Origin of the sequence: Streptomyces sp. NPDC016845, assembly GCF_044332585.1 — a bacterium.
Lineage (GTDB): Bacteria > Actinomycetota > Actinomycetes > Streptomycetales > Streptomycetaceae > Streptomyces.
Window position 1 is genome coordinate 154,415 of record NZ_JBIRPI010000003.1, and the last position, 16,158, is coordinate 170,572.

The window sequence follows — 16,158 nt, forward strand, 5'->3', positions numbered from 1 at the left end:
GGCCATGAAGAACAAGTTCGACAAGGAGCGGCTGCTCCTCGGCGTCTCGGGGCCGGTCATCGCGCTCCTCACCGCCGTGGTGCTGACCTCCATCGTGCTGCTCGCCTCGGGCAAGTCCCCGATCGAGCCGTACAGCATCATGTTCGAGCAGGCGACGTTCTCGGACGTGCAGGTCCTGATCATCAACCAGGCCGGCATGTACTACCTCGCCGCGCTCGCGGTCGCCATCGGCTTCCGCATGAACCTCTTCAACATCGGTGTGGACGGCCAGTACCGGCTCGCCGCCGTCGTCGCCGCGATCGTCGGCGCGAAGGTGGCCCTGCCGGGCTTCGCGCAGATCCCGCTCCTCATCCTCGTCGCCATGCTGACCGGCGCCATGTGGGCCGGTATCGCGGGCATCCTGAAGGTGACGCGCGGCGTCAGCGAGGTCGTCGCGACGATCATGCTGAACTCGATCGCGTCCAGCGTGATCGGCTATCTGTACCTGCCCGAGGTCTTCGGCGTGCAGGTCGGCAACAACAAGACGACCGGCGTCATGCACGAGTCCGGCTGGTTCCCGGGCATCGACATGGGCGAGGGCGTCGGCGAGATATACGGCTTCGTCGTGATCGCCGCGCTGCTCGGTGTCGCGTACTGGTTCGTCCTCAACCGCACCCGCTTCGGCTTCGACCTGCGCGCCACCGGCGCCTCGGAGTCGGCCGCCGCCGCCTCGGGCGTCGACGCCAAGCGCATGGTCCTCACCGCGATGCTCGTCTCGGGCGCCCTGGCGGGCCTCGCGGGCCTGCCGCTCCTGCTCGGCGACACGCACACGTACTCGCTCACCTTCCCGACCACGATCGGCTTCCAGGGCATCACCATCGCCCTGCTCGGCCGCAACTCGCCGGTCGGCATCGCCTTCGCCGCGCTCCTCATCTCCTGGCTGGAGAAGGCCTCGCAGGAACTCGACCTGCGCGGCTACGACAAGGAGATCGCGGTGATCATGCAGGGCATCATCACCATCGCCGTCGTCGTCTCCTACGAGGCCGTACGGGTCTGGGGCCAGCGCCGCCAGCAGCGCCGGGTCGGCATCGAACTCGCCGCCGCAGCCGGTGAGAACACCAACGCACTCACGAAGGAGGTGGCTGCCCGATGAGCACGGTCATGGTCGACAAGAAGGCCGCGACGCAGCCCGCACCCGGCGGCCGCCGCACACTCTCCCTGCCGGTCCTGATGCTCGTCATCGCGGGCGTCCTGGCACTCACCTCCCTCGTCCGCATCGTCACTGACGCGAACGGCATCACCAACGTCAGCCAGATGGCGACGGCCCTCCAGCTCGCCGTGCCGATCGGCCTCGCCGGTCTCGGCGGTCTGTGGGCCGAGCGCGCGGGCGTCGTCAACATCGGCCTCGAAGGCATGCTGATCCTGGGCACCTGGTTCGGTGCCTGGGCCGGTTATCAGTGGGGCCCGTGGGTCGGCGTGCTCGTCGGCATCATCGGCGGCGCGCTCGGCGGCCTGCTGCACGCGGTCGTCACGGTCACCTTCAACGTGAACCACATCGTCTCCGGTGTGGCGATCAACATCCTCGCGCTCGGCGTCACCCGCTACCTCTCCAACTTCACGTTCGAGGGCGTCGAGGGCGGCACCACCAAGCAGTCCCCGCCGGTCGACTCGCTCGGCACGATCACGGTCCCCGGCCTCTCCAACTGGCTGACGACCCTGAACGAGAAACACTGGTTCTTCGTCTCGGACATCGCGGGGCTCCTCGGCGGCCTGGTCACCAACCTGTCGCCGCTGACGATCATCGCGGTCGCGCTGATCCCGTTCACCTGGTGGGCGCTGTGGCGCACCTCGTTCGGGCTGCGCCTGCGCTCCTGCGGCGAGAACCCGGTCGCGGCCGAGTCGCTCGGTGTCAACGTGCTCAAGTACAAGTACCTCGCCGTGATCATCTCCGGCGGCCTCGCCGGACTCGGCGGCGCGTTCCTCTCGATCGTCGCCAACCCCTTCTACCTGGAAGGGCAGACGGCCGGTAAGGGCTACATCGGTCTCGCCGCCATGATCTTCGGCAACTGGATGCCGGGCGGACTCGCCCTCGGCGCGGGCCTCTTCGGCTACACCGACAGCCTCAAGCTGCGCGGCGGCACGGAGAACGTCCACGCGCTCCTCCTGCTCGTCGCCCTGCTCCTGGTGATCGGCGCCATCTGGATGCTGGTGAAGAAGAAGTACGTCGCCGGTGTCGTCTGCGCCGTCGCCGCCGCGGGCATGGCAGCCTGGTACGCCACCACCGACGACGTCCCGACGCAGCTCGTCACCGCCACGCCGTACGTCGTCACGCTGCTCGTCCTCTCCTTCTCGGCCCAGCGCCTGCGCATGCCGAAGGCGGACGGCCAGCCGTACCGGAAGGGGCAGGGCACGTGACCTCCGCGATCGACTGGGCCGGGCTTCGGGAAGCCGCCCGCGCGGCCATGGCCGCCGCCTACGCGCCGTACTCGGGCTTCCCGGTCGGCGCGGCGGCCCTCGTCGACGACGGCCGCACGGTCACCGGCTGCAATGTCGAGAACGCCTCGTACGGGCTCGGCCTGTGCGCCGAGTGCGGCCTCGTCTCCCAGCTCCAGCTGACCGGCGGCGGCCGGCTGACGCACTTCACCTGCGTCGACGGCAAGGGCGAGATCCTGATGCCGTGCGGCCGCTGCCGCCAGCTCCTCTACGAGTTCGGGGGCCGGGAGCTGCTCCTGGAGACCGCGTCGGGGGTGCGTCCGCTGGGCGAGATGCTGCCGGACGCGTTCGGCCCGGAGCACCTGGAACACGCGTAACCACGAGACGGCCCCGCCGAGTTGGCGGGGCCGTCTTACCCGTCGGGTTCTATGCGCGTAGAGTCGGCGCTCGTATCTGTTTTGTGGGTCTGCTACCGGGAGGAAGTGCCATGGACGTCATCTCCGTCATCCGTACGAAGCGGGACCGCGGGCGGCTCAGTGACGCGCAGATCGACTGGGTCGTCGACGCCTACACGCGCGGCGAGGTCGCCGACGAGCAGATGTCGGCCCTGGCCATGGCGATCTTCCTGAACGGCATGGACCGCGCGGAGATCGCCCGCTGGACGGCAGCGATGATCAACTCCGGCGAGCGGATGGACTTCTCGGTCCTTCCCCGCCCCGCCGCCGACAAGCACTCCACCGGCGGCGTCGGCGACAAGATCACCCTTCCGCTGGCGCCCCTGGTCGCGGCGTGCGGCGCGGCTGTCCCGCAGCTCTCGGGCCGGGGCCTCGGCCACACCGGCGGCACGCTCGACAAGCTGGAGTCGATCCCCGGCTGGCGCGCGAACATCTCCAACGAGGAGATGATGCGCACCCTGGAGGACGTCGGCGCCGTCATCTGCGCGCCCGGCAGCGGCCTCGCCCCCGCCGACAAGAAGCTCTACGCGCTGCGGGACGTCACCGCGACCGTGGACTGCATCCCGCTCATCGCCTCGTCGATCATGTCGAAGAAGATCGCGGAGGGGACGGGTTCGCTGGTCCTCGACGTGAAGGTGGGCACGGGCGCGTTCATGCGGGAGCTGGAGCAGGCCCGCGAGCTGGCCCGCACGATGGTCGGCCTGGGCGCCGACCACGGCCTGCCGACCGTCGCCCTGGTGACGGACATGAACACCCCGCTCGGCCTCACCGCGGGCAACGCGCTCGAGGTCCGCGAGTCCGTCGAGGTCCTCGCGGGCGGCGGCCCGGCCGACGTCGTCGAACTCACCCTCGCACTCGCCCGCGAGATGCTCGACGCGGCGGGCCTCAAGGACGCCGACCCGGCGAAGGCCCTCGCGGACGGCTCGGCGATGGACGCGTGGCGCCGGATGATCGCGGCCCAGGGCGGCGACCCGGACGCGGCGCTCCCCACGGCCCGCGAGACCCACGTCGTCACGGCGCCCGCCTCCGGCGTCCTCACCCGCCTCGACGCGATGGGCGTCGGCCTGGCCGCCTGGCGCCTCGGCGCGGGCCGCTCCCGCAAGGAGGACCCGGTCCAGGCGGCGGCCGGCGTCGAACTCCACGCGAAGCCAGGCGACCCGGTGACCGCGGGCCAGCCCCTCCTCACCCTCCACACGGACACGCCGGAGCGGTTCGCTTACGCCCTTGAGTCGGTGGAGGGGGCGTACGACATCGCGGCGGCGGGGACGGAGTTCTCGGCGCGCCCGATCGTGCTGGAACGCATCGGATGACCTGCGGTTTCCTCTTTCGGGTGAACGGGATCGGTGGACCCGCACCGGTCCCGTTCGGCATGCTGGCATGGGTGACGCACAGATTGGAGACCGCCATGAGCGCACCTACCGTCCGCAACGACCCTGGGCAAAGCTGGGACGAACTGGTCCGGCTCTGGGAGGAGATGGACTGGCCTGAGGGCTGCAAGGTGGAGATCGTAGACGGGACCATCACCGTGTCACCTTCGCCCGCTTACCAGCACAACTACATTGCCGCGCGCATCCAGCGGCGCCTGTACTCCGTACTCCCCGAGCATTGGGAGTGCTTCCAGACCCTGGGCGTCGCGGTGCCCTCCCGCATGGGGATGTTGGTCCCAGACGTGCTCATGGCACCGGCGCTTGAGAATGGGGAGTCGTACTCGAACATTCCAGCAGCAATGGCCGAACTTGTCGTCGAGATCACCTCTCGCTCCAACGCCACGCATGACCGGATCAGCAAGTGCGCTGCATACGCCGCCGCGGGCATTCCCTTCTTCCTGCTGATCGACCGCTTCGCTCCCGAAGGCCCTGTGTCGACGCTCTTCGGAGAACCACACGGCGATGTCTACCGGCCACTGAGCGTCGTCAAGTTCGGGGAGCCGTTGGAGCTTCCCGCCCCCTTCAACCTGACCATCGACACCGGCGAGTTTCCGACCCTCTGACTCACCCCAGCAACGCCGCCACCACCACCAACACCGGCACCGAAGCCATCGTCGACAGCAGGATCGACTCCCGCGCCAGACGCTCGCCCACCCGATAGCGGCTCGCGTACGTGTACAGGTTCTGGGCCGCCGGAAGCGCCGACGTCACCACGACGTCCAGCAGCCGCTCGCCGCGCAGGCCGAAGACGAACGCCGCGAGCGCCCACGCCGCCACCGGTTGACCCACCGCCTTCAGCGTCGTCGACAGGAGCACCGGCACCCGGTCCGCGCCGCGCCCGCCCGGCCAGGAGCTCCCGCACAGCGATATGCCGAAGGCGATGAGGATCGCCGGGACCGACATGTTGCCGATCAGCTCCAGCGGGTCGAGGACGGGGGAGGGAACCGTGATCCCCGTCGCCGAGACGAGGACACCGGACAGCGCCCCGATCGCGATCGGGTTCCGGAACGGGGTGAGCAGCCGCCGCCCCCACGACTGCCGCGTCCCGGACGATCCGGACTCCGCCAGATCCAGGATCGTCAGGGCGACCGGGGTCACGACGATCTGCTGGAACAGCAGCACCGGCGCCACGAGCGAGGCGTCCCCGAGGACGTACACGGCGATCGGGATGCCGAGATTTCCCGAGTTCACGTACGACGAGCACAGCGCGCCGATCGTCGTCCGGCCGACACCCCAGCCGCGTACGACCCCCACCACGACGAAGACGCCGGCCATCGCGGCCGTGGACAGCGCGGTGACGAGCAGGCTCGGCGACAGGATCAGGGACAGGTCCGCCTCGGCCAGCATCGTGAACAGCAGGGCGGGGGTGGCCACGTGGAAGGCCAGTCTCGTCAGGACCTCACGGCCGCCCTCGCCGAGATGACCGCGCCGCCCGATGACATAGCCGACCGCGATGACGATGGCGATAACCGCGAACCCGTTCAGAACCCCTTGCACGGGCTCCACCCTCGGACGGGAAGGAACCGCAGGTCAACGCCTATCTGCCGCAACGTGACCCAGCCCACGCCGCCCCGGCACACCACGACGGCGATGAGTTCCGGCCGGACGCGGGGTCCTTCTCTGCGTGGCTGCTTCCTCCATCCCTCCCGTAGTGGTCGTCGCCGGGCCGATCCGCCCCGGCGACGCCTCCGCCCTGTGCGACCGTGTCCGCGCCGCCCGCGAACGGGCCCCGGGCCGCGAGCCGACCGTCGTGTGCGACGTCTCCGGTGTCACCAGCACCGACCTCGTCACCGTCGACGCGCTCGCCCGGATGCAGCTGGCCGCCCGCCGGGCCGGCGGACGCATCCGGCTGCGGGATCCGTCCCCCGCACTCGCCCTGCTGCTCCGGATGTCCGGGCTGGCCGACGCGCTCGGCCTGTCCGGCGACGGCTCAGGCGGGCAGTCTCTCGGGGACGCCGAAGAGCGGGAACCACCGCTTGCCGAGATCCAGGAAGCAGTGGAAACCGGCGATCCGGCCCTCTGAGATCTCCAGGACCTGGATCGCCCACGGCACGAACCCGCCGTTGTCCGGGTCCGGCTTGTAGTGGGCGAACGCCGGTGTCCCGTTCGCCGACACCGGCAGCAGGCGTGAGCCCGCGCACTCGTGGCCGATCGTCGTCATGAAGCCCGTGATGTCGTCCGCGCCGCGCAGCCACAGGTCGAACGGCGGCATCGTCATGACGGCGTCCTCGGCGAGCAGCGCGGTGAGCGCCTTCATGTCGTAGCCCTCGAAGGCGGCCACATAGCGCGCGAGGAGTTTCTGCTGCTCCTCGTCGAGCGTGTCCGCCGTCGCCGAGTCGGCGGGCGGCGCGTCCGCGAGCGTCGCCCGCGCCCGCTGCAGCGCGCTGTTGACCGACGCCACCGACGTGTCGAGCAGCTCGGCGACCTCGCTCGCCTTCCACGCGAGGACCTCGCGCAGGATCAGCACCGCCCGCTGTTTGGCGGGCAGTTGCTGCAGGGCCGCGACGAACGCGAGACGTACCGATTCCTTGGCCACCGCCGCCTCCGCGGGGTCGTGAACCGTCGGCAGGACGCGCGCGTCCGGCATCGGCTCCAGCCACACATTGTCCGGGCGCGGCGTCAGCGCGGCCTGCGCGAGCGGCGCCGCCGCCGTCAGGTCCATCGGCCTGGCCCGCTTGTTGCCCGCCTGGAGGGAGTCCAGGCACACGTTCGTCGCGATGCGGTACAGCCAGGAGCGCAGCGAGGAGCGGCCCTCGAACTTGTCGAAGCCGCGCCAGGCCCGCACCATCGTGTCCTGTACGGCGTCCTCGGCCTCGAACGCCGAGCCCAGCATCCGGTAGCAGTACCCCGTCAGCTCGACCCGGTACTTCTCCAGGTCGTCGAGCCCGGCCTTCGTCGCAGTGTCGCTCATCGTCCAACGCCCCCATCGCCGCTGTGAGTCCCAGCACTCCGCAAGCTACCGCAGCCCACTGACAACGGCCCCCGGACCGGCGATAAGCGCAGGTCCGGGGGGCGTTGACGCAACCTCTGAGGCAGAAGTCCGGCGTGGGTCAGTGTGCGGCGGCCGTTCCCGCCGCTGCCCGGCGGCCCTGCGCCCGTGCCGCGTACGAACCCCACAGCGTGACCGTCACGACGCCGAGCACGGCCACGACGCCCAGGCCGACCGTGCCCGCCCAGCCGCCCTCGTGGAAGGCGACGGCGCCGACGGCCGAGCCGACGCTGGAGCCGATGTAGTACGCGGACTGGTACAGCGCGGACGCCTGCGCCCGGCCGTGCGTCGCGGTGTGGCTGACGGACGACGACGCCGTGGCGTGCCCGGCGAAGAAGCCCGCCGTGATCAGCACGAGCCCGAGGAGCACGACCAGGAGGTGCGGTACGAGGGCGAGGACCAGGCCCGCCGTCGTCGTGCCCGCCGCCAGGTAGAGCGTGCCGCGCCGCCCGAGCCGCGCGACGAGCCGTCCGGCCGCCGCCGACGACACCGTACCGACGAGGTACACCAGGAAGATCGAGCCGACGATGCCCTGCGGCAGGGAGAACGGGGCGGCGGTGAGCCGGTAACCGATCACCGTGTACACCGCGCCGAAGACCAGCATGAACAGCGCGCCGATCACGTACAGGCGGCGGAGCAGCGGGTTGGCGAGGTGGTTGCCGACCGTCCTGGCCAGGGCGCGGGGCCGCAGTGAGCCCGGCGTGAAGTGGCGGGGCTCCGGAAGCAGCAGCCGGAACGCGGCGGCGCAGACGACCGCGATCACGCCGATCGTGCCGACGGCCGCCCGCCAGCCCCACTCCTGCGCGATCCAGCCACCGATGACGCGGCCGCTCATGCCGCCGATGGAGTTGCCCGCGACGAACAGCCCGATGGCGCTGACGAGGGCCTTCGGCCGTACTTCCTCGGCGAGGTAGGCCATCGCGGAGGCGGGGAGCCCGGCGAGGGCCGCGCCCTGCAACACGCGCAGGGCGATCAGGACGCCCAGGCTGGGCGCGAAGGGGACTAGGAGCCCGACGGTGACGGCCACCGTCAGGGACGCCGTCATCAGGGTGCGCCGGCCGAACCGCTCGGACAGGGCGCTCAGCGGAAGGACGCACAGGGCGAGCGCGCCCGTCGCCCCGGAGACCGTCCAGCTCGCCGCGCTCGCGCTCGCCCCGAAGCTGTCGGAGACGAGGGGGAGCAACGCCTGCGTCGAGTAGAGCAGGGCGAAGGTGGCGACACCGGCGAGGAAGAGGGCGAAGCTCATGCGGCGGTAGCCGGGCCCGCCCGGACTCATACGCGTATCGGCGGCGGCGGTGGCGGTGTCGGAGGCATCGGCGACCGCGTCCGTGGAGGCGGCCGCCCGGCTACTGGCAGCAGGCATGCCAGCACCGTAGGACTCCTTGATTCATGCGTCCAATGCATGAACGCCCCATAATCGTTCCCATGGAGCATCAGCACACGCAGGACGAGGACATCGTGCGGCTGCTCGCGCCCCGCCTGGCCTACTTCGCCGGGGTCGCCCGCACCGAGCACGTCACGCGCGCGGCCCACGAGATGCAGGTACCGCAGTCGACGCTCTCGCGCGCGATGGTGCGGCTCGAGAAGGACCTCGGCGTCGACCTGTTCGCCCGCCACGGCCGCACCGTCTCCCTGACCCCGGCGGGCCGCACCTTCCTCGTGTCGGTCGAGCGCGCCCTCGGCGAGGTGGAAAAGGCCGCCGAGTCCGTACGCGCCGACGCCGACCCCGAGTCGGGGAAGGTCGCCTTCGGCTTCCTGCACACCATGGGCACGGAGACGGTGCCGGGCCTGCTCCGCGCCTTCCGCGCGGACCACCCGCGCATCCGCTTCAGCCTCGTCCAGAACTACGGCGAGGCCATGCTGGAGCGGCTGCGCGCGGGCGAACTCGACCTGTGCCTCACCTCGCCGGTGCCGGACGCCCCCGGGCTCGTCGCCCGCCGCCTCGACGAGCAGCGGCTGCGTCTCGTCGTCCCCGAGGACCACCGGCTCGCCGGGCGCAGGCGAATCCGGCTCGTGGAGGCCGCCGACGAGTCCTTCGTGACGCTCGAACCCGGCTACGGCCTGCGCCGCATCACCGACGACCTGTGCGCGGAGGCGGGCTTCACACCCCGGGTCGCCTTCGAGGGCGAGGAGGCGGAGACGCTGCGCGGCCTCGTCGCTGCGGGCCTCGGCGTGGCGCTCCTGCCGCCGCCGGCCGTACCGCGCCCCGGAGTGGTCGAGCTGACGGTCACCGGGCAGCGGGCGGTCCGCGAGATCGGCGTGGCCTGGCTGGAGGGCCACCCGGACACGCCGCCGGTCGCGGCGTTCAAGAAGTTCCTGCTCTCGAGGCGCGGCAGACTCCTGCCACAAGCCGACGGACACACCGACGGACACACCGACGGACTCACCGGTTGAGCGACTCCCCGAACCCCGCGGCCAGCGGCATCCGCAGCCCCAAGGGCGGCGGCGCCGCCAGCGCGTCCTGCAACGGCCGTGAGAACGGATGCCCGAACAACGTACCGAGCACGAAGTCCACCGACAGCGCGGTGACTTCGGCGCGGTGCTGGGCGAGCCGGTGTCCGTCGGAGTGCACCTCGAAGCGGCACACGTCGCGGTTGGCCTTCTTCGCGCGCTCGGCGAACCGGAACGACAGTTCGGGGTCCGTGCGCCGGTCGTCCGTGCCGTGCACGATCAGCACCCGCCGCCCCGCGAGCTGTTTCACCGGTTCGGGGGCCAGGGCCACGTCGTCCTCGGGCAGCCACGGGGCGAGCGCGAGCACGGACTCGACAGCCGTGTGCCCGCCCGCGTGCAGGGCCGCCCGGCCGCCCATGTCGACGCCCGCGAGGCAGACCGGCACGTCGCCGTAGCGGCGCACCACCTCGTCGGCGGCCCACCCGGCGTCCCGCGCGGTCTCGGCCTGCGTCCCGTTCCAGCCGCGTCTGCGGTAGTGCACGACATGCGTGACCAGGCCCTCCTCCCGGCCGCAGCGCGTGAGTCTGCGCGCGAGCGGCCGCAGGAACGCGGTCGTGAGCGGGGAGGGCTTGCGTGTGGACGTCTCCTCGCCCGCGGGCAGCAGCAGCACCACGCCGCCGACCGCCCCGGGCACGGGCCCGTTCGCCTTGCCGAGCCTCGCCTCGCGCACCGGCGTCGCTTGCTGCTGCATGACAGAACAGTGTCAGAACCACCGATGTACGCCACCCGTCCGTGGGGTCACTGTTACGTATCGACGGATCACTTTCTCCGCACTTTCTCTCGCCGAACCGGAGCGATCTACGCGCGTAGGAGTTAGAGTGCGGAAATGACGAGCCAGCCCACCGTGCCCCGCCCCGACAGCCCCAAGGTGCCGACCCCGGATCAGATCCGCCGCGCCCCCAAGGTCCTCCTGCACGACCACCTCGACGGCGGCCTGCGCCCCGGCACCGTCGTCGACCTCGCGCGCGAGCAGGGCTACGAGAACCTGCCGGAGACCGACCCGGGCAAGCTCGGCCTCTGGTTCCGCGAAGCCGCCGACTCCGGCTCCCTGGAGCGGTACCTGGAGACCTTCGCGCACACCTGCGCCGTCATGCAGTCGCGCGACGCCCTCTTCCGCGTCGCCGCCGAGTGCGCCGAGGACCTGGCCGAGGACGGCGTCGTCTACGCCGAGATCCGCTACGCGCCCGAGCAGCACCTGGAGGGCGGCCTCACCCTCGAAGAGGTCGTCGAGGCGGTCAACGAGGGCTTCCGCGAGGGCGAGCGCCGGGCGAAGGAGAACGGCCACCGCATCCGCGTCGGCGCCCTGCTCACCGCGATGCGGCACGCCGCCCGCGCCCTGGAGATCGCCGAACTCGCCAACCGCTACCGCGACCTCGGCGTGGTCGGCTTCGACATCGCGGGCGCCGAGGCGGGCTACCCTCCCACCCGCCACCTCGACGCGTTCGAGTACCTCAAGCGCGAGAACAACCACTTCACGATCCACGCCGGTGAGGCGTTCGGCCTGCCCTCCATCTGGCAGGCCCTGCAGTGGTGCGGCGCCGACCGCCTCGGCCACGGCGTGCGGATCATCGACGACATCCAGGTCGCCGAGGACGGCACCGTCAAGCTCGGCCGCCTCGCCGGCTACGTACGGGACAAGCGCGTGCCGCTGGAGATGTGCCCGACGTCCAACCTGCAGACCGGCGCCGCCAGTTCGTACGCCGAACACCCGATCGGGCTGCTGCGCAAGCTGCGGTTCCGCATCACCGTCAACACGGACAACCGCCTGATGTCGGGTACGTCGATGAGCCGCGAGTTCGAGCACCTGGCCGACGCGTTCGGCTACACGCTGGGCGACTTCGAGTGGTTCACCGTGAACGCGCTCAAATCGGCCTTCATCCCGTTCGACGAGCGCCTCGCCATGATCAACGACGTCGTCAAGCCGCGCTACGCCGAACTGCGTGCGGAGTGGCTTTTCGGTTAAGCGTCAGGTCAACACGGGGTTGACGGCGAACGGGCTGTCGCCGTCCCGTGTTGACACGGCTCGCTCTCCTGTCTGACCTGCGGTTTCCCCGTACGGTCAGCAGGGCGGGACCGGGTGCCGGATGAGGGTCGGTAGTAACTCCGGGGTGATCTCGCGTGTTTGCCGGGAACGGAACCGCGTCCCCCAGAACAAGGAACAAAGGACCCCATGAAGCAGTCTGCTGCCAAGACCCTCGGTGTCGCCGCCCTCGGAGCCGCCTTCGCCGTCGCCGGCGCCGGCGCCGCGAACGCTGCCGCCATCCCGGACGTCGCAGGGACCGTCACCGGCCTGACCTCGGGCCTCCCCCTTGACCAGGTGACCGGCTCGCTGCCCGCCGGCGGCCCCGAGGCGCTGCACGGCGCGCAGAACGCCGTGAACAACGGCCTGACCACCGTCCAGCCGGTCGTGCAGCAGCTCGCCGAGAGCGACGACCCGGTCGACAGCCTGCTCGGCGGCCTGCCCACCAACTCGCTGCCCACCGACTCGCTGCCCACCAAGGGCCTGCCGGTCAGCCCCGGCGTCCCGGTCCTCGGCTGACCCCGGCGCGGCGCACGACGAAGGGGCGCACCCCGCGATCTCGCGGGGTGCGCCCCTTTCCGTATGTCTTTTCTCGTACGTCGATGGCTTCAGGTCACCAGGCCTGGCGCGCCTTGTTCTCGCCCGGCAGCAGCACCCACAGCGCGATGTAGAGCAGGAACTGCGGTCCCGGCAGCAGGCACGAGAGCAGGAAGATCACGCGCATCGTGGTCGCGGAGGTGCCGAAACGCCGTGCCAGCGCTGCGCACACTCCGCCGATCATCCGTCCGTTGGTGGGGCGGGCCAGGGCGGTCATGGTGGGCTCCTTCGCGAACCTTCGTGGTGTGGTTCCTACGTCGTTGCTTACGTATTCGAAGGTACGGCGGTGAGCTGGGTGAGGCATCGGCTCACGGGGCTACGCCGACCCTGGGAATCGTCGGGGTCGGACCCTGAGCCGGCTCCTGCTGGGGGAGGGGCCGCAGCTCGGCCCTGCGGCGGAGCCTGGCCCGCAGGGCGGGCACCACGGCGACGTGCGCGAGGGCCACGCCCACGGTGTTGAGCAGCAGCGAGTCGATGTTCACGACCTGGCCCGGCACCCCGGTCTGCAGCAGCTCGATGCCGAGCGAGATCAGCGCCCCGGCCGCGACCGTACGCAGGAGCGAACCCCAGGTGGACACGGAGAGACGGCCGCCCGCCAGGGGCAGCAGCACGCCGAGCGGGGCGAGCAGCGCGAGACCGGTGACGATGCACCGGGCGCCCTGCCGCCAGCCGAGCGCCAGATCGGCCCGGATGGAGGCCAGCGGATGCAGGTTCGCGGCGCTGACCCAGGGCACGTCCAGGGGGCGCAGCGTCACCCAGGCGACGAGAAGAAGATGCGCGGCCAGGAGGACGAGCCCTGCCGTACGGAAGCGGATGACGGTCCCGTGACCGTTCGAGCTGTGGCGCTGCACGACCCCGTAGACGCCCCGGGTGGGACGATCGGTTCCGGGGACCCCATGATGAGCTGGGTCACGTCATGGGGCGCGATCAGCCCACCGTCTCGGCCGGGGCGGGCGCTGTCCCCGGCCGGGCCTTCACCGCGTCCGAGCACTCGTAGCCGCGCAGCGGGTCGTCGCCCGGACCGCCGAGGGCCACCTGGTCCTCGCCGTCCACGGCCACCTTGCTGTTCGCGAACGTACACACGATCTGGGCCAGGGCGTACGGCGACAGGTCGTCCGGCGGCACGTTCAGGCGCAGCGCGTCGGCGGGGTCGCCCTCGCGCGGGCCCGAGACCTTCGTTCGGGAGCCGACGTCCGTCGTGTAGCCGGCCTGCTTCTCCTTGGCCGACAGCGGCTCGGCCAGCTGCGCCAGAAGCTCCTGGGCGACACCGACGCGGTCGGAGGTCCGGTCGTGCGGCACGGTGACCGTCCGGTCGACCGTCACGAGCTGTGACGTACAGACGAGGTACACCTGCACCCCGAACTCGCCCGCCGCCTGCGCCCGCACCCCCTCGGTACGGGACATCGCGCAGCCCACGCGCGTGGGCGCCGCGCCGAACTCGGTGGGCACCTCCGTGGGGCGGATCCCGCACCCGGCGAGCAGCACCGCCGAGAGCCCGAGCAGCCCCCACAGCCGTCCCCGCAGCCTCATGTGACGACACCGCCTTCCTGCGAGTTCCCGGCGTTCTCGGTGTCTTCCGTGTCCCCTGGGTCCCCTGGGTCCCCGGTGTCGCTCGCGTCCGCGTCCACCGGGAGCCGCAGCGTGAAGACGGCGCCGCTGTCGGGGTGGTTGGCGGCGGTGATCTCACCGCCGTGGACGTGGGCGTTCTCCAGGGCGATGGAGAGGCCGAGGCCGCTCCCCTCCGACCGGGGCCGGGAGGCGCTCGCCTTGTAGAACCGGTCGAACACGTGCGGCAGGACGTCCTCGGGGATGCCGGGGCCGTGGTCCCGTACGGCGATGACGAGGTCGCCGCCCTCGCCGGGCTCCGTGCGCACCGAGACGTTCACCGGGGAGCCGCCGTGCTTGAGGGCGTTGCCGATGAGGTTGGCGAGGATCACGTCGAGGCGGCGCGGGTCGAGGCGGACGAGGTTGCCGCGCTCGGCGTCCAGCTCGACGGCGTCCAGCCAGGCGCGGGCGTCGATGCAGGCGGTGATCTGGTCGGCGATGTCGACGGTGTCGACGACGAGCCTGGCGGTGCCCGCGTCGAAGCGGGTGACCTCCATCAGGTTCTCGACCAGGTCGTTGAGGCGCCGGGTCTCGCTGACGACCAGGCGGACGGCCGGCTCGATCATGGGATCGACCGACCCCGTCTCGGCGTCCAGCTCCTCCTCCAGGACCTCGGTGACGGCGGTGATCGCCGTCAGCGGCGTCCGCAGCTCGTGCGACATGTCGGCGACGAACCGGCGCGACGCCTCGTCGCGCGAACTCATGTCGGCGACCTTCTTCTCCAGGTTCTCCGCCGTCTTGTTGAACGTCCGGGACAGCTCGGCCAGCTCGTCCGTGCCCGAGACGCGCAGCCTTGTGTCGAGCTTGCCCTCGCCGAGCCTGCGCGCCGCCACACCGAGCCGGTGCACCGGCTTCAGCACGGTCGTCGCCGCGGCCTGCGCGAGCAGCGCGGAGCCGATCAGGGCGAGCGCGGTCGCGATCCCGAGCGACCAGGCCAGCGAGTTCAGATCCTTGGCCTCCGGTTCGAGCGACTTCAGCATGTAGCCGGTCGGCCCGCCGTTCACCTGCGCGCCGCCCACCAGGTACGGGGTGTCGCCGCGCGTGATCCGCTGCCAGTACAGGTGGTACGGGTTCTTGTTGTTGTCGGTGACCGGCTGCTTCTTGTCCACCGCGGCCCGCAGGGAGCGCGGCACGTCGGCGACCGTGAACGCGTCGAGGTCCGAATTGCCCACCACCCGGCGGTCGTTCTCGTCCGTGTCGATGAGCAGCACGCTGAAGTGCTGGCTGCTGTCGGCCATCAGGTTCGCCGCGTGCTGCAGCTCGCCCTGCGTCGGGTGTTCGGGCAGCACGGCGGCCCGGTTCTGCATCTCCTGCTCGAAGTCGCTGAGCGCCGCGTCCTGCGTACGCGTCAGGACGGCCTCGCGGTTGAGCCAGTAAGCGATCCCGGACGCGGAGACGGCGGCCGTCAGGGCGACGAGCGCGAAGACCACCACGAGCCGGAGCCGCAGGCTCGTGAAGCGCAGCCCTGCCGGTATCGCCCTCTTCGCCACGGTCAGGCCGTGGGACGTGTCGTGCGGATCGGTCACTGAGGCGAGTCCAGCCGGTAGCCCACGCCGCGCACGGTACGGATCAGCGTCGGTGAGGACGGCACGTCCTCCACCTTGGCGCGCAGCCGCTGCACGCAGGCGTCCACGAGCCGCGAGTCGCCCAGGTAGTCGTGCTCCCACACCAGACGGAGCAGCTGCTGCCGGGAGAGCGCCTGCCCCGGCCGCCGGCTCAGTTCGAGCAGCAGCCGCAGCTCGGTCGGGGTGAGCTGCAGGTCCTCGCCGTTCTTGGTGACGGTCATTGCGGCGCGGTCGATGACCAGCGAACCGAACGACGCCGCGTCATTGGCCTCGCGCTCACCACGGCGCAGCACGGCGCGGATACGGGCGTCGAGGACCCGGCCCTGGACGGGTTTGACCACGTAGTCGTCGGCCCCGGACTCCAGGCCCACCACCACGTCGATGTCGTCGCTGCGCGCGGTGAGCAGGATGATCGGCAGCTGGTCCGTGCGCCGGATGCGGCGGCACACCTCGAACCCGTCGATGCCGGGCAGCATCACATCGAGGACGATCAGATCGGGCCGCTGCTCGCGCAACAGCTTCAGACCGTCCTCGCCGGTGGCAGCGGTGGCCACCCGGTGACCCTGGCGAGTCAGTGACAGCTCCAGGGCCGTGCGGATGGCGTCGTCGTCCTCGATCAGCAACAGGGAAGGCACAG

General features: G+C 71.1%; 18 protein-coding genes. 9 read left to right on the forward strand and 9 right to left on the reverse strand.

All coding sequences use genetic code 11. The features are described 5' to 3' along the window. Positions 1 to 4 precede the first annotated feature (4 nt). From ACH4RC_RS11000 to ACH4RC_RS11020, 5 genes are all read left to right on the forward strand, one after another. On the forward strand, positions 5 to 1,132 hold the full coding sequence (locus tag ACH4RC_RS11000; protein WP_398199159.1) for an ABC transporter permease: 1,128 nt from the start codon (positions 5 to 7) through the stop codon (positions 1,130 to 1,132). Further along, entirely contained in the window at positions 1,129 to 2,394 is a 1,266-nt protein-coding gene (locus tag ACH4RC_RS11005) for an ABC transporter permease (RefSeq protein ID WP_398198167.1), read from the forward strand. Before ACH4RC_RS11000 ends, ACH4RC_RS11005 begins: the two co-directional genes overlap by 4 nt. Then, positions 2,391 to 2,789 (forward strand): cytidine deaminase, encoded by a 399-nt coding sequence (locus ACH4RC_RS11010; RefSeq protein ID WP_398198170.1) that lies wholly within the window; start codon positions 2,391 to 2,393, stop codon positions 2,787 to 2,789. The genes ACH4RC_RS11005 and ACH4RC_RS11010 overlap by 4 nt, the downstream gene beginning before the upstream one ends. A 110-nt stretch (positions 2,790 to 2,899) precedes the next feature. Continuing rightward, the gene (locus tag ACH4RC_RS11015) at positions 2,900 to 4,177 is read left to right on the forward strand and encodes a thymidine phosphorylase (protein WP_398198173.1); all 1,278 of its coding nucleotides are present in this window, start codon (positions 2,900 to 2,902) and stop codon (positions 4,175 to 4,177) included. Between the two features lie 95 nt (positions 4,178 to 4,272). Continuing rightward, entirely contained in the window at positions 4,273 to 4,857 is a 585-nt protein-coding gene (locus ACH4RC_RS11020; protein ID WP_398198176.1) for a Uma2 family endonuclease, read from the forward strand. Between the two features lies 1 nt (position 4,858). Here the strand turns inward: ACH4RC_RS11020 and ACH4RC_RS11025 are convergent, their stop codons facing one another. Beyond that, positions 4,859 to 5,791 carry an AEC family transporter gene (locus ACH4RC_RS11025; RefSeq protein WP_398198179.1) on the reverse strand — a complete coding sequence of 311 codons (933 nt, stop codon included), beginning with the start codon at positions 5,789 to 5,791 and terminating at the stop codon, positions 4,859 to 4,861. A 127-nt stretch (positions 5,792 to 5,918) separates the two neighbouring features. Between ACH4RC_RS11025 and ACH4RC_RS11030 the strand changes: the two genes are divergently transcribed. Further along, positions 5,919 to 6,317 carry an STAS domain-containing protein gene (locus tag ACH4RC_RS11030; RefSeq protein WP_398198180.1) on the forward strand — a complete coding sequence of 133 codons (399 nt, stop codon included), beginning with the start codon at positions 5,919 to 5,921 and terminating at the stop codon, positions 6,315 to 6,317. Here ACH4RC_RS11030 and ACH4RC_RS11035 read toward each other — a convergent pair. Together ACH4RC_RS11035 and ACH4RC_RS11040 are read right to left on the reverse strand one after the other, a co-directional pair. Beyond that, positions 6,225 to 7,205: a sigma-70 family RNA polymerase sigma factor gene (locus tag ACH4RC_RS11035; protein WP_398198183.1), complete on the reverse strand. Its 981-nt coding sequence runs from the start codon at positions 7,203 to 7,205 to the stop codon at positions 6,225 to 6,227. The genes ACH4RC_RS11030 and ACH4RC_RS11035 overlap by 93 nt on opposite strands. A 139-nt stretch (positions 7,206 to 7,344) precedes the next feature. After that, positions 7,345 to 8,646 carry an MFS transporter gene (locus tag ACH4RC_RS11040; RefSeq protein ID WP_398198186.1) on the reverse strand — a complete coding sequence of 434 codons (1,302 nt, stop codon included), beginning with the start codon at positions 8,644 to 8,646 and terminating at the stop codon, positions 7,345 to 7,347. A gap of 62 nt (positions 8,647 to 8,708) precedes the next feature. Between ACH4RC_RS11040 and ACH4RC_RS11045 the strand changes: the two genes are divergently transcribed. Next, on the forward strand, positions 8,709 to 9,677 hold the full coding sequence (locus ACH4RC_RS11045; protein WP_398198188.1) for a LysR family transcriptional regulator: 969 nt from the start codon (positions 8,709 to 8,711) through the stop codon (positions 9,675 to 9,677). Here ACH4RC_RS11045 and ACH4RC_RS11050 read toward each other — a convergent pair. Then, positions 9,667 to 10,425, reverse strand: a complete 759-nt coding sequence (locus ACH4RC_RS11050; RefSeq protein WP_398198190.1) for an alpha/beta hydrolase — start codon at positions 10,423 to 10,425, stop codon at positions 9,667 to 9,669. The genes ACH4RC_RS11045 and ACH4RC_RS11050 overlap by 11 nt on opposite strands. Positions 10,426 to 10,560: 135 nt before the next feature. On the opposite strand from ACH4RC_RS11050, the gene ACH4RC_RS11055 reads away from it, so the two are divergent. Continuing rightward, positions 10,561 to 11,697 carry an adenosine deaminase gene (locus ACH4RC_RS11055; protein ID WP_398198193.1) on the forward strand — a complete coding sequence of 379 codons (1,137 nt, stop codon included), beginning with the start codon at positions 10,561 to 10,563 and terminating at the stop codon, positions 11,695 to 11,697. Positions 11,698 to 11,904: 207 nt separating this feature from the next. Beyond that, entirely contained in the window at positions 11,905 to 12,273 is a 369-nt protein-coding gene (locus tag ACH4RC_RS11060) for an ATP-binding protein (RefSeq protein ID WP_398198195.1), read from the forward strand. Between the two features lie 94 nt (positions 12,274 to 12,367). On the opposite strand, the gene ACH4RC_RS11065 is transcribed toward ACH4RC_RS11060, so the two are convergent. From ACH4RC_RS11065 to afsQ1, 5 genes are all read right to left on the reverse strand, one after another. Next, positions 12,368 to 12,568: a PspC domain-containing protein gene (locus ACH4RC_RS11065; protein WP_324771855.1), complete on the reverse strand. Its 201-nt coding sequence runs from the start codon at positions 12,566 to 12,568 to the stop codon at positions 12,368 to 12,370. Between the two features lie 91 nt (positions 12,569 to 12,659). Further along, positions 12,660 to 13,202 (reverse strand): VanZ family protein, encoded by a 543-nt coding sequence (locus ACH4RC_RS11070; protein WP_398198198.1) that lies wholly within the window; start codon positions 13,200 to 13,202, stop codon positions 12,660 to 12,662. Positions 13,203 to 13,278: 76 nt separating this feature from the next. Beyond that, a complete protein-coding gene (locus tag ACH4RC_RS11075) occupies positions 13,279 to 13,881 on the reverse strand; it encodes a hypothetical protein (protein WP_398198200.1) in 603 nt (200 codons plus the stop codon). Further along, positions 13,878 to 15,482 (reverse strand): ATP-binding protein, encoded by a 1,605-nt coding sequence (locus ACH4RC_RS11080; RefSeq protein WP_398198203.1) that lies wholly within the window; start codon positions 15,480 to 15,482, stop codon positions 13,878 to 13,880. Before ACH4RC_RS11080 ends, ACH4RC_RS11075 begins: the two co-directional genes overlap by 4 nt. Beyond that, a complete protein-coding gene (afsQ1, locus tag ACH4RC_RS11085) occupies positions 15,479 to 16,156 on the reverse strand; it encodes a two-component system response regulator AfsQ1 (protein WP_161300939.1) in 678 nt (225 codons plus the stop codon). Before afsQ1 ends, ACH4RC_RS11080 begins: the two co-directional genes overlap by 4 nt. Positions 16,157 to 16,158: the final 2 nt, after the last annotated feature.

Bases quoted from the DNA above. Each gene is read 5' to 3' on its own strand.
- ACH4RC_RS11045 (WP_398198188.1), top strand. From the start codon at position 8,709: ATGGAGCATCAGCACACGCAGGACGAGGACATCGTGCGGCTGCTCGCG.
- ACH4RC_RS11020 (WP_398198176.1), top strand. From the start codon at position 4,273: ATGAGCGCACCTACCGTCCGCAACGACCCTGGGCAAAGCTGGGACGAA.
- ACH4RC_RS11050 (WP_398198190.1), bottom strand. From the start codon at position 10,425: ATGCAGCAGCAAGCGACGCCGGTGCGCGAGGCGAGGCTCGGCAAGGCG.
- ACH4RC_RS11015 (WP_398198173.1), top strand. From the start codon at position 2,900: ATGGACGTCATCTCCGTCATCCGTACGAAGCGGGACCGCGGGCGGCTC.
- ACH4RC_RS11065 (WP_324771855.1), bottom strand. From the start codon at position 12,568: ATGACCGCCCTGGCCCGCCCCACCAACGGACGGATGATCGGCGGAGTG.
- ACH4RC_RS11055 (WP_398198193.1), top strand. From the start codon at position 10,561: ATGACGAGCCAGCCCACCGTGCCCCGCCCCGACAGCCCCAAGGTGCCG.
- ACH4RC_RS11060 (WP_398198195.1), top strand. From the start codon at position 11,905: ATGAAGCAGTCTGCTGCCAAGACCCTCGGTGTCGCCGCCCTCGGAGCC.
- ACH4RC_RS11040 (WP_398198186.1), bottom strand. From the start codon at position 8,646: ATGCCTGCTGCCAGTAGCCGGGCGGCCGCCTCCACGGACGCGGTCGCC.
- ACH4RC_RS11005 (WP_398198167.1), top strand. From the start codon at position 1,129: ATGAGCACGGTCATGGTCGACAAGAAGGCCGCGACGCAGCCCGCACCC.
- ACH4RC_RS11000 (WP_398199159.1), top strand. From the start codon at position 5: ATGAAGAACAAGTTCGACAAGGAGCGGCTGCTCCTCGGCGTCTCGGGG.
- ACH4RC_RS11075 (WP_398198200.1), bottom strand. From the start codon at position 13,881: ATGAGGCTGCGGGGACGGCTGTGGGGGCTGCTCGGGCTCTCGGCGGTG.
- ACH4RC_RS11035 (WP_398198183.1), bottom strand. From the start codon at position 7,205: ATGAGCGACACTGCGACGAAGGCCGGGCTCGACGACCTGGAGAAGTAC.